The organism is bacterium, from assembly GCA_035454885.1.
Classification (GTDB): domain Bacteria; phylum UBA10199; class UBA10199; order JACPAL01.
Window position 1 is genome coordinate 1 of the sequence record DATIGE010000061.1, and the last position, 11,578, is coordinate 11,578.

General features: G+C 61.0%; 16 protein-coding genes. 10 read left to right on the top strand and 6 right to left on the bottom strand.

The window, feature by feature from the left end:
- The 7 genes from VLJ37_10360 to VLJ37_10390 form a co-directional block, all read left to right on the top strand.
- On the top strand, positions 1-591 hold a 591-nt coding region (locus VLJ37_10360), incomplete at its 5' end, for a methionyl-tRNA formyltransferase (GenBank protein HSA60073.1).
- Positions 588-1,262, top strand: a complete 675-nt coding sequence (gene rpe / locus VLJ37_10365; protein ID HSA60074.1) for a ribulose-phosphate 3-epimerase — start codon at positions 588-590, stop codon at positions 1,260-1,262. The genes VLJ37_10360 and rpe, both read left to right, overlap by 4 nt.
- Before the next feature lie 33 nt (positions 1,263-1,295).
- Complete coding sequence (locus VLJ37_10370; GenBank protein HSA60075.1) at positions 1,296-1,526, top strand: twin-arginine translocase TatA/TatE family subunit; 231 nt, start codon at positions 1,296-1,298, stop codon at positions 1,524-1,526.
- Positions 1,527-1,539: 13 nt separating this feature from the next.
- The gene (locus VLJ37_10375) at positions 1,540-1,977 is read left to right on the top strand and encodes a hypothetical protein (protein HSA60076.1); all 438 of its coding nucleotides are present in this window, start codon (positions 1,540-1,542) and stop codon (positions 1,975-1,977) included.
- A gap of 5 nt (positions 1,978-1,982) precedes the next feature.
- A complete protein-coding gene (locus VLJ37_10380) occupies positions 1,983-2,516 on the top strand; it encodes a polyhydroxyalkanoate synthesis regulator DNA-binding domain-containing protein (GenBank protein ID HSA60077.1) in 534 nt (177 codons plus the stop codon).
- A 1-nt stretch (position 2,517) separates the two neighbouring features.
- Positions 2,518-3,426 (top strand): ArsA-related P-loop ATPase, encoded by a 909-nt coding sequence (locus VLJ37_10385; GenBank protein HSA60078.1) that lies wholly within the window; start codon positions 2,518-2,520, stop codon positions 3,424-3,426.
- On the top strand, positions 3,423-4,544 hold the full coding sequence (locus tag VLJ37_10390) for an ArsA-related P-loop ATPase (protein ID HSA60079.1): 1,122 nt from the start codon (positions 3,423-3,425) through the stop codon (positions 4,542-4,544). The genes VLJ37_10385 and VLJ37_10390 overlap by 4 nt, the downstream gene beginning before the upstream one ends.
- Here the strand turns inward: VLJ37_10390 and VLJ37_10395 are convergent.
- The 3 genes from VLJ37_10395 to VLJ37_10405 form a co-directional block, all read right to left on the bottom strand.
- Positions 4,517-4,894, bottom strand: a complete 378-nt coding sequence (locus tag VLJ37_10395) for a TIGR02266 family protein (GenBank protein HSA60080.1) — start codon at positions 4,892-4,894, stop codon at positions 4,517-4,519. The two genes, VLJ37_10390 and VLJ37_10395, sit on opposite strands and share 28 nt — an antisense overlap.
- Positions 4,887-5,324, bottom strand: a complete 438-nt coding sequence (locus tag VLJ37_10400; protein HSA60081.1) for a hypothetical protein — start codon at positions 5,322-5,324, stop codon at positions 4,887-4,889. Before VLJ37_10400 ends, VLJ37_10395 begins: the two co-directional genes overlap by 8 nt.
- A 96-nt stretch (positions 5,325-5,420) precedes the next feature.
- A complete protein-coding gene (locus tag VLJ37_10405; protein HSA60082.1) occupies positions 5,421-6,173 on the bottom strand; it encodes a hypothetical protein in 753 nt (250 codons plus the stop codon).
- A gap of 153 nt (positions 6,174-6,326) precedes the next feature.
- Here VLJ37_10405 and pal point away from each other — a divergent pair, with 153 nt between their 5' ends.
- Positions 6,327-6,758 (top strand): peptidoglycan-associated lipoprotein Pal, encoded by a 432-nt coding sequence (pal, locus tag VLJ37_10410; protein ID HSA60083.1) that lies wholly within the window; start codon positions 6,327-6,329, stop codon positions 6,756-6,758.
- A 64-nt stretch (positions 6,759-6,822) separates the two neighbouring features.
- On the top strand, positions 6,823-7,611 hold the full coding sequence (ybgF, locus tag VLJ37_10415; GenBank protein ID HSA60084.1) for a tol-pal system protein YbgF: 789 nt from the start codon (positions 6,823-6,825) through the stop codon (positions 7,609-7,611).
- Here ybgF and VLJ37_10420 read toward each other — a convergent pair.
- Positions 7,583-8,779, bottom strand: coding sequence for a thioredoxin domain-containing protein (locus tag VLJ37_10420; protein HSA60085.1), 1,197 nt, complete (start codon positions 8,777-8,779; stop codon positions 7,583-7,585). The genes ybgF and VLJ37_10420 overlap by 29 nt on opposite strands.
- Positions 8,780-8,800: 21 nt before the next feature.
- Between VLJ37_10420 and VLJ37_10425 the strand changes: the two genes are divergently transcribed.
- Entirely contained in the window at positions 8,801-9,112 is a 312-nt protein-coding gene (locus VLJ37_10425; GenBank protein ID HSA60086.1) for a hypothetical protein, read from the top strand.
- Between the two features lie 8 nt (positions 9,113-9,120).
- Here VLJ37_10425 and VLJ37_10430 read toward each other — a convergent pair whose 3' ends face one another.
- Together VLJ37_10430 and VLJ37_10435 are read right to left on the bottom strand one after the other, a co-directional pair.
- Positions 9,121-10,293: a LamG domain-containing protein gene (locus tag VLJ37_10430; GenBank protein ID HSA60087.1), complete on the bottom strand. Its 1,173-nt coding sequence runs from the start codon at positions 10,291-10,293 to the stop codon at positions 9,121-9,123.
- Between the two features lie 86 nt (positions 10,294-10,379).
- Positions 10,380-11,578 (bottom strand): LamG domain-containing protein (locus VLJ37_10435; protein ID HSA60088.1); only part of this gene is annotated, 1,199 nt, incomplete at its 5' end.

Sequence of the window (11,578 nt, forward strand, 5' to 3'; positions counted from 1 at the left end):
TACCGCGGCGCCGCCCCGCTCCAGTGGGCCCTCATCAACGGGGACGAGGAAACGGGCGTCGCCGTCTTCCGGCTGAACGAGGGCGTGGATACCGGCCCGGTCTTTGTCCAGAGAAAGGTCATGATCCACGACGAGGACAACGCGGAAATCCTGGGCCACCGCCTGGCCGTGATCGGCGCGGAAATCCTGGTGGAAACCCTCGACGGACTGGGCGACGGAACGGCGGAGGCGATCCCTCAAAATGACCGTCTCGCCACGCACGCCCCGATGCTGAAGAAAGAAGACGGGCAGATCGACTGGACGCGCAAGGCCAAGGCCGTGTGGGGCCAGATCCGGGGCACGACGCCGTGGCCGGGGGCCTTCACGTCCCTTCACGGAAAGAGGTTGAAGATACACGCCGCAGAGCCCATCGACCACGCGCGCAGGGGCAAGCCCGGAGAGATCACGGAACTGACGGACGAAGGCCTGCACGTCTCTTGCGGCCAGGGGGCGCTTTTGGTTAGAGAGCTCCAACTCGAGGGCGGCAAACGGCTCGCGGCGGACGTTTTTCTCAAGGGCCATCCTCTCGGCGTCGGAGACACACTCGGATGAAGAAACTCATCGCCCCTTCCGTCCTCTCCGCCGATTTCTCCCGCCTGGGCGAGGAAATCCGCGCCGTGGACGCGGCGGGGGCGGACTTGATCCACCTGGACGTCATGGACGGCCACTTCGTGCCGAACATCACGGCGGGCCCGATCCTGGTCGAGGCCGCGCGCCGGTCGACCCGGCTCCCCCTCGACACCCATTTGATGATCGAGTCCCCCGAAAAGTACGTCGCTGACTTCGCCAAGGCGGGCGCGGACTCCATCACCATCCACGTCGAGGTCTTTAAGGACGCCTCCAAACTCCGCGAGGCGCTGAAACTCATCCGGTCCCGCGGCGCCAAGGCCGCCGTCTCCCTCAACCCCGCCACGCCGATCGAGTCCGTCTTGGACGTCCTGGAAGACGTCTCGATGGTCCTCGTCATGACGGTCAACCCGGGCTTCGGCGGCCAGTCCTTCATCCCCTCCTGTCTGGAAAAGGTAAAAGCCCTCCGGCGCGTCATCGACGAGAGGAAGTCGGACGTCCTGATCGAAGTGGACGGGGGCATCAAGGCCGACAATATCGGGGAGGTCTCGCGGGCCGGGGCGGACGTCTTCGTCGCCGGCTCCGCCATCTTCAAGAGCCGCGACTATCAGGCCACCATCGACGCCTTACGCGTCAAAGCCGCGTCAAAATCCTAGACAAGCCGCGTCATCGGGTGCTAGCCTTTTATCATGGTGTCATCCGTTCCCATGCATTTGGCAGGCATTGCGGGTCTCGGCCCCTGGGAGCTCGTCATCATCTTGGCAATCGTCCTCGTCGTCTTCGGCGCCGGAAAGCTGCCGCAGATCGGCGGTTCCTTGGGCCAGGCCATCAAGAACTTCAAGAAGGGCGTCAAGGGCGAGGACGGGGACAAGGGCCCCGACAGGGACTCCCCGAGAACCCCCAAGGACACCAAGCATTGAGACGCGAGAGTTTATGCCGACCCTCTCCAGCTCGTTCCTGAATTTGACCTCCCTTCTCGACGGGCTTTCCGAGCTGGGCATCGTCAAGAAGCATCTCCTGAGGGCCAGCCGCGAAGTCTTGCTCGCCGTTGACGGTCTCTTGGGTTTCGCCGAACAGCAGGTGACCGGACGGCTGTCCGGAGCGGACTCCCAGCAGACGGTCCAGAACGTCATCAACTACGCCCAGAAGACGCTCAAGACTCTGGCGCAGCAACTGCCCCGCACCGACGAGGACGAGTACCGCTCGCTCCACCGCAAGGTGATGAATTCGATTCTGGACGTTCTGGAGGGCGAGATCAGCAAGAACGTCAGGGCCAAGAATCAAAAAGCCAAGATGAAAGCGGAGGTCTTGGAGGCCATCCGCAAGGTCCTTTTGAAACAGATGTACGAAGAAACCACGGAAAAGGAGTGATGCCTATGACGACGAGCAAGAAAACCCGCATCATCAAGCGTTACCAGAACCGGAAGCTCTACGATACCAACGCCAGCCGCTACGTGACTCTGGACGACATCGCGACGCTTATCCGGGAGGGCGAGGACGTCCAGATCATCGACAATCAGAATCAGGATGACCTGACGAGCGTGACGCTCACGCAGATCATCTTCGAGCAGGAAAAAAAGAAAAAGAGCCTCCTGCCGCTCGCCACGCTCCGGGGCATCATCCAGAGCGGCGGCGAGAAGATCGTCGACTTCGTGCAGGGCACCATCGAAAGCGGCGTGAGTTCCATCTCCCATGCCCGCGACGAGGCCGAAAAGTATTTTGAAAAAATCATCAAGAAGGGCGACATGTCGCTGGAGGAGGGACGGAATCTCGTGAAGGAGTTCATCGACGAGAAACTCAAGGGCACCATCGACGCCGTCGCCGTCCTCCCCTCCCTGCACTCCGAAATCCGCGCGCTCCGCAAGAAGATCGACACCCTCGAAACGAAGCTGCGCAAGTACGAAGGTTAATTTGCCCCCGCAAAACTTAGACAGTCTCCTCGAGCGCAAGCTCCTCGTTGTTTCGGGCAAGGGCGGCGTGGGCAAGACGACTTTGAGCCTCGCCCTCGCCCTTCTTGCCGCCTCCCGCGGCAAACGGACGATCGTCGCGGAGATCCATTCGGAGGAGCAGGTGGCCCATGTCTTGGAGCGCCCCCCCATCGGCTACAAGGAAACCGAGCTTCTGCCGAACGTCTGGGGCGTCAACATCCTGCCCAAACAGGCTTTTGAGGAATACGTCCTCATGCAGATCCGGTTCCGGGGCCTTTACAAGGCGGTCTTTGAAAACCGCCTGGTCCACAATTTCATCGAGGCGACGCCGGGCCTGGGAGACATGGTCAGCATCGGCAAGGTCTATGCCCTCTGCGGACGCTACGATCTGGTGATCGTCGACGCTCCGGCCACCGGGCATGGACTGGCCCTCATGGAGATTCCGTCGATCGTTTCGCAGGCAACACGCATGGGCCCGCTCAAGTCCGATGCGGACAAGATCGATCGTCTCCTGAGGGACGCCTCCCAGACGCAGGTTGTCCTGGCGACGTTGCCCGAGGAGATGCCCGTGACGGAGGCGATCGAGATGAACGCGAGTCTTGACCGGCGGCTGGGCCTGCCGCTCGGGCCGTTTTTCCTCAACCAGGTCGAAGAGCGCGTGTTCACGGACGCCGAGAGAAAAAAGATCGACCGCGGCTCCGACACGCCGGCGCTCAGGATCTTAAGGCTTCTCGCCGCGCGTTCCGACCTTTCAGCCGAATACGCCGCGCGTCTTGAGAGGGAGGTCCGGCCAAGGCCGGTCGTGCGAATTCCTTTCGTGTATTCGCCTCATTTTGGTCTCGCCGAGATCCAAGTCGTCGCCTCGGAAATCGAGAGGGGTCTCACCTCATGATCCGGCGCGCGAAAAAAAACGTGAATCTCGCGGACTTGCTCGAGGAGCGGCGCATCATCATCTGTTGCGGCAGCGGCGGCGTGGGCAAGACCACGACGGCCGCGGCCGTCGCCCTCGGGGCCGCACGCGCGGGCAAGAGGGCGATCGTCCTCACCATCGATCCGGCCAAACGTCTCGCCACCGCCCTGGGTCTCGAGTCCTTGGGCGACGCTCCCCGCCGGATCGACCTGCCCGGTGCCCCCGGCTCCTTATCGGCGATGATGCTGGATACGAAGCGCACGTTCGATCGACTCATCGAGCGCCACGTCGAGGATCCCGAGAGGCGGCGTTCGATTATCGAGAACCGCCTCTACCAGCACATGTCCAGCATGATCGCAGGTTCGCAGGAATACATGGCCATGGAAAAGCTGTACGAACTGTACGAGGAGGGCGGCTACGACCTGCTGGTTCTGGACACCCCCCCCACGCGCCACGCCCTGGATTTCCTGGAGGCTCCCCGAAAAATGATCAACATGACCTCCAACAGCCTGCTCGAATGGTTCCTCAAGCCGGGGCTCTTCGTGGGGCAGGCGGGACTCATCGGCCTGGGCATTTTAAGAAAAGGGGCCGAAAAAATACTCTCCGTCTTCGACCGGCTCGCGGGATTCAGCTTCCTGCACGAACTCGCTGAGATGCTGGCCCTCTTCAGCGAGCTCCTCGGCGGCTTTCAGGAGCGAGCGCGCGCCGTCTACGAGCTGCTTCGCCGGGACTTCGTGGGCTTCCTGCTCGTCACGAGCCCCGCCTCCGTGGCGATCCAAGACGCGTTGTATTTCCACCGCAAGATCGGCGAAGGCGGGCTTCCGTTTCTTGGGTTCGTGGTCAACCGCGTGCATCCGGAAAAGTTTTGGAAGCCAGCCGATCTGCCGTCCGATTGGCCCGATGCCCTTCGCGCGAAAGCCCTGAACCGTCTGGAGGACTACGAGCAGTTGGCCAAGCGGGATCAAAAGGCGGTCGCTTTGCTCAAAAAGATGGGGGGCAAAAAGACGGCCTGCGCCGTAATCCCCTTGCTGGAAAGGGACGTGCACGACATGGACGGCCTTTCGAGGATGTATCAGGCGCTGGCGGGCTCGCCGACGTAGTTCTGGATGGCCTGCCTGGCGGACTCCGAAAGGTCGCTGAACTGAACGCCCATTCCGACGATGCTCAGGCTTTCCGCCGTCTCACGTTCGACGCGGACGACGCGGCCGATGGTGCGCAAGGGGGTTTCGCCGTCCCGCAGCGCAAAGGACAAAAAGACCCTCGTACCGAGCTTGAGAGGAATGTCGGACTCCAAGAAAAGCCCTCCCATGCTCAGGTCCGTCGAATAAAAATAGATGAACCCCTCCCCCGACTCATCCTCAAAGATCACTTGGGTCCGGAGCGTGCGCCGCGGATGAACCCTCTTTTCATGGATCTTGACCGGAGAAGGGGCCGGCGTCTTCTTAGCCATGTTTCCTCTTCTTCTTGTGATGAGGCTTGGCCGCCGCTCGAACGGCCGCCTTGCGCGCCTTTTCCACGGCCATGAAGATCAGCCGGTTGGCGACGGAGATCAAATCGTAAGGGTAAAAGGGCTTTTCGATCAACACCAGGTCCTTGCGACCCGTGGCCTGCTCCTTCAAGTCCACGCGATCCTTGGACATGATCACGATCGCGGGCGCCGGAAACTTGAGCTCGGCGTGGCGGTCCTGCCGGGGAAGGGAGTTGCTGTTGACGATGAGCAGATCGGGCCGGAGTCTCTTGCTCCTCTTGAAAAGGGTCTCGTACTCGTCGGCGAAAAGCACGCGGTAACGGCTCTGCGCCGAGAAAAGGAGCTGGTACATGTTCCTGGCGAGGGCCGATTGATCGACGACCAGGATGTCTCTAAAGATGCGCGGAGGCACGTTTCACACCTCACAGAGTAAAATAATTGAATCGCACCCGCTTAGGGTGTGGCTGGCCCAAATACAATGGTTTTTACCGCGACGGCAAGAGTTAAGTCAGTGCCGGCCCCCGTAATAAGTGCCGGGTTTCCAAGGATGCTTCTTGTCCTCGCGCACCAACATCCAAAAAGGTTTCCCCGCCTTCTTCCAGCCGTCGAGAAACAACCCTTCCCGGAGGTCCCTCCCCTTGGAGACGACGACGACCGTATTGTGCTCCCTCATCGTTCCCTCCCTCGCCGTGGCCCAAAGGACGTCGAAGGTCTCCAGATTCAGACTCTTCAACCGATCCATGAGGTCCCGCGCCCACTGCCAACAGAGCCCCTGATCCCTGATTCCGATGTTGACCAAGAGGTTGTGGAGCAGGGCCGGACGCACCATTTCGTATTCCCGTCGAAGTTCGGCGAAAGCCGGCACGGCCATTCGCGCGATCGCCTCGGCCTCCTGCTCACGCAGAAGGTTGTGCGGACCGGACGCATATTCGTCTCGCCCCGGAAGCTCAAGAAGACGCCGCTTCAGATCAACCATGAGCCTGGCCTCCGTGAACTCCCGTTTGAGGGCCTCCCTTTCCTCGTACTTTTTGAGGAGGGCGCCCGGGAGGCGTTCCAGGCCCCTCGCGGGGGTCTGGCGCAATGTTTTTCTTTCCTGAAAATTAAGGGCCCGATCGAAGGCGGACAGACGACCATCCGCCTCGGATAGGTCCCGTTCGAGGGAGGCCCCCTCCGTCCGAGCCGCCATCCCGAGCAACAGGAGCAGGACCGGGCCGACGAGGACCTTTCTCCTCAGGCCCTGGAGAGATCCCTTCGAGGCCATGGGACACATGAACCGGATATCGCGGCGACAACGCTCCCCGTCAACGTCAAACTTGACTTCGGCAATAATATCGCCTACATTCCCCGCTTATATCGCGATGCGTTATCAAGGAATCTGTTTTCAACCCATTAACTCTCTCAAGGAGGAAACGTTATGCGCACGAAGATGATGGTCGCTTTGGTAGTGATGTTGGGCCTCGTAATCGGCGCGGGCTGCCAACAGCAGCGCAAGCCCCGGTCCGCCGCGGACACGAAGGTCAAGGGCCTGAACCGGATTCACTTCGATTTCGACCGCTCGGACATCAAGTCCGAATACAAGAAAACCCTCGAAGACAACGCCTCGTGGCTGAAGGCCAACCGTGACACGAAGATCACGGTAGAAGGCCACTGCGACGAGCGGGGCACCGAGGAGTACAACATGGCCCTGGGCCATCGCCGGGCCAGTTCGGCCAAAAGCTACCTGACCTCGCTGGGCGTGGACGGCGGGCGCATGAAGACGGTCAGCTACGGCGAGGAGCGGCCTCTCGAGACCTGCCACAACGAGAGCTGCTGGTGGAAGAACCGCCGCGCGGAATTCATGCACTAAGAGATTTGAAACAGCTTGACAGGAAAACCCCGGGTACCCAACAAGGTACCCGGGGTTTTTATTTATGAAACGAGCCATCTCTCCCTTAATCCTCGCCCTCTTTTCATTCATCCTGCTGTCGCATGAGGCGGAGGCCCGGAAGGCCGACGCCTCCGAGATGGAAGACTTGCGCCGCGTTCAGGAGTCGAACGGCGCGGCCCTCGCGGACGCCGTGCAGAGGATCAACACGATCCAGGTCGATCTTCAGGCTGTGAAAGGGTCCCTGGAAGAGAACCGCCACTTTTTCCAACAGGAATCCCAGAAGAACGAAAAGGTCCTGAGGGACTTTGACCTGAGACTCACCGGCATGGAGGAAAGACTTTCTCTTTTTGAAAGCCAGATCCAGGAACTCATGACCAAGGGTGGAATTAAAGGCGCGGCGGCTCCGGCGGGAGACGAAGGTGAGCTCTACCGGAAAGCCCTCGCGGAGGTGAACGCCCAGAACTTCAAGGCGGCCCTGCCCCTCTTCGACCAGTTTTTGAAAAAATATCCCAAGTCCTCCATGGCCGACAACGCCCAGTATTGGAAGGGCGAGACCCTCTACGGACTCAAACAATTCCCGGAAGCGATCCTGGAGTTTCAAAAAGTCGTGAAGAAATATCCGAAAAGCGACAAGGTCCCCGCGGCCGTTTTGAAACAGGGCTACTGTTTCTTCGAGGCCAAGGAATATCTCGACGCCAAGGCCTTTTTGCAGAAGGTCATCGCGCAATATCCAAAGTCCGACGAGGCGTCAAAGGCGAGGGATAAAATTCAGCAGATCGACGAGATTTTGGCTAAACCGGCGGCTACTTCTTCGACAGCTCGCCCTCGATGACCATGCGGATCCGATCCGGATCCGGCCAATCGCGGAACAACCGGCCATTGATGAAAACCGACGGGGTCCCTTGAACGGCGATCTTGGAGCCCTGTTCGACATCCCTTTTGACGGCCTCCATGGCCTCGTCGGATGCCAGGCATGATTCAAACAAGGGGCCATCGAGCCCCGTCTTGGAGGCCAGCTCGACCAGCACGGATCTTGAAAGCCTCGTCTGATTCTCAAAAACCAGGTCGTGATAGTCCCAAAACCTTCCCTGCTTGGAGGCGCACACCGACGCCTTGGCGGCGAGACACGAGACGGGATGCCCTCCATGCTCAATTACGGGGTTGCAAACCGAATCCAAGGGATAATTGAGGAAATATAAGACCACGTCGTTCTGATAGGCCTTCAAATAGGGCTTGAGGGTGAACGCGGCCCGGCGGCAGAAGGGGCACTGAAAGTCCGAGAACTCAACGATCTTCACGCGCGCGTTCGGATTCCCCCAAAAAGGCCGTCCGGTCACATCGAGTTCCTGCACGGGAAGGGACTCGAAGGCCTTGAGATAAAGATCGCGCGGAACCGGAATGTGCGGCCGGTGGACCGCAGGATTCAGCCCCATGAAAAAGAAGATCCCCAGCGCCACGACCGCGGCGGTCGCCCCCAAGTGTCCCCAGAGGCGAGGCCGGGTGCCCAGGTAACCGGACACCAGCGACGGCACACCCCGCCAACCGATCCCCATCGCGGAGGGAAAAAGAAGCAGCATCAGCGCGTTGACCAGGTAAGTGGTGAGACACATCGCACAAAGAACGCCCAAGAGTCCGAGGGAGATGTAGGCCATGAGGACGCTGTAGACGTTGGCGAAAACCAGCGAGAGAAAGAGAAAACTCATGGTCGGACGGCCGGCGTCGGACCGGTCGCCCGACAACCCCGCGTAAAAGAGCCCGATCAGAAAAACGACGTAGTAAAGAATTCCCAACTCCGAGTTGGGAACGCTCAAGAAGGGAAGCCGGACGGAGGAATACCGGCTTGCGACGACCGCATCGCAATCGATGAAATCCGAGACGTTGCAGAAGCTTTTTTCGTCGAACCCGTTTCTTTCGACCTTGTAGTGAAGCTCGGTGAGGACGATGGACGCGACCAAACCGACGACGGCCAGTAGAAACAACGCAATCCGCGCCTTTTTCACGATGAATTTTATACGCCCCGCATGGCCCAAACTCAACTTGATTATTCCCCCCCGCTTCCCTACTTTTCAACGATGGACGAGAGCAAGGAACTCGCGGAGCGCATCGATCAAGGCGATAAATTCCGCAAAGGGCGCATCATCAAGTACTTTCCCCAAGCCGGATACGGCTTCGTCCGCGACGACATGGGCCACGAGGTCTACTTCCACTTGGACGAGGTCCGTTTCGTTGGCAAACGCAACGACCGCCGCTACGTGTCCGAAGGGGCGCCGGTGGGGTTCGACGTGGGACGCACCTCGCGCGGTCTGCGCGTGACGCGGCTGAAGCTTTACTGAAAAATCCTCTAGGGCCGGCACTCGGCCGGAAGAGGATCAACCCCTCCCGAGGCCTGAGCGGCGCAGAATTCGTTGAGAACGGCGGCTTCCGAAAGGGCCACGTTGTAGAGGGTCACGTTGTCGATCCCGCCGTTGAAATATCCCGCATTGTATCGTCCGATCCACAGGCTACCCGACGCCCCCGTCGTCGCCTGGGACGAAGCTCTCATCCCGGAGATAACGGCGTCCAAGTAAAACCGCATGCCGCCCGGATTCGTCGTGCCGTCAAAGGTCCCCAGGACGTGATGCCAGGCGCTCGGGGCGACGGGGGCGGACAGGTTGTTCCCTCCATCCCCAATGTAAAAATACACCCGGCCGTCCGTATGGGAGGTCAGGGCGTAGTCGAGGGTCCCTTGATTCACAATGCCGCTATCCGAGCTCGTGGGGATGCCGTTGCCGTAGATCCACGCCGAGACGGTCAGGGGCCCGGGAAGGGTGAGACCGCCGCCCACGTCGATGTAGTCGTCGGTCCCGTCGCACTGGAGGGCCTGGCCGTCGATCCCTCCTCCGAAACCCGCGCCGTTCCGGGCGATCCCGTCGTTGCCTGCCATGCTGGAATCCGTCGCGTCTCCGTTCAGTCGCAGCCACGCCACCAGCGAATCGTCCGAGGAGAAGACATTGACGGCACTCCATTCGGAATAACGGCCGTCGTCAAAAAGTGCCCGGACTTTCCAACGGTAGGTGGTATTCGGGGCCAATGGGTCCACGACCAGGAACAGGCCCGCGATGAGGGCGCTGTTGGGGCATTCGGAGGCGTCGTCGATCTCGGAGGCAGGACCGGTCGTCCGGCAAAGCTCGTAACCCGTCAGGCTCAAGCCCGAGGGGAGCTCGCCGGTTCGCCACAGGAGAAACGCGCGAGTCGGCGGAAGAACGCCCATGTCGGAAGGCCGCAAGGGTCCGGGGACGTACCGGCTCCCCGGAATCAGGGGACCCGCGCCCCCGTCCATCCCGCCCCCTGCGTCATCCGTCAGGCCACCATCCGGTTCGAGCCCCCCATCCCCGTCCAACCCGCCGTCCCCGGCGGCATCCGGCCGGGGGCTGACGATCGCCGACCGGTCCAGAAAGCACCCCCCCGTCAGCGCGGAGCCGACCGAGAGCACCAGGGGCAAGGCGCACGTCCTCATCAGGGTCGCAAGATTCATCGCTCCGCTCCTTTGCCTTAATTTGGCGCAAGAGCGTCGTCATTTTTCCCGGGAAGTTGCCGCGATGTAGAAATGAAACAGTGAGACTAGGGCAGGCACACGGCTGGGAGCGGGTCGATTCCCCCGGCAGCCTGTGCGGCGCAGTATTCGTTGAGAACGGCGGCTTCCGAAAGGGCCGCGTTGTAGAGGGTCACATTGTCGATCCCGCCGTTGAAATAACTGATGTCGTACCTTCCGATCCATAGGCTCCCCACCGCCCCGGTCGCCGCCTGGGTCGACGCCTTCGTGCCGGAGGGAACCCCGTCCAAATAAAGCCTCATCCCACCCGCGTTCGTCGTCCCGTCGAAGCTCCCAAGGACATGATGCCAGGCGCTCGGGTCGATGGGGGCGGAAAGGCTATTCCCTCCATCCCCAATGTAAAAATACACCCGACCGTCCGTATGGTAAGTCAAGGCGTAGTTGAGGGTACCTTGATTCAAGATGCCGCTATCGGAGCTCGCCGGAACTCCATTGCCGTAGATCCAGGCCGAGATGGTCAGAGGGCCGGAAAGTGCCAGGCCGCTGCCCAGATCGACGTAGTCGTCAGTCCCGTCGCACTGCAGGGCCAATCCGTCGATCCCGCCCCCGAACCCGGCCCCGTTCTGCAAGACGCCGTCATTGCCGACTGTCCCGGAATCCGCCGCATTGCCGTTCAGTCGCAGCCAGGCGACCAGCGAATCGTCCGTCGAAAACACACGGACGGCGCTCCACTCGGAGTAACGACCGTCGCTGTAACGGGCCCGGACCTTCCAGCGGTAAATGGTGTTTGGGGCCAGGGGGTCTACGACCTGGAATAGGCTCGCGATCAGGGCGCCGTTGGGGCATTCGGAGGCCTCGTCGATCTCGGTGGCGGGACCGCTCGTCCGGCAAAGCTCATAGCTCATCAAACCCGCGCCGGAGGGAATCTCCCCCGTCTGCCACAAGAGAAAGGCCCGGGTGGGGGGAAGGATGGACATGTCGGCGGGACGTAAGGGTCCGGGGACGTACTGGCTCCCCGAAATCAGAGGGCCCGCGCCGCCATCCCCCCCCGCGCCGCCGTCTCCGCCGATCCCTCCGTCTCCTCCCATGCCGCCGTCGCCGCCGCTCGCCGGGACCCCGCTGATGACACGTGTATCCAGTTCACATCCGGGCATGCTGACTGCCGCGGCGCCGCCGAGCGTCATTCCCAGGGCGAGACCCGCCGCTCGCCAAGCGTTCGCCATTCCGTTCATGGTTAACATATCGAAAACCTCCAAAGACCGACTTA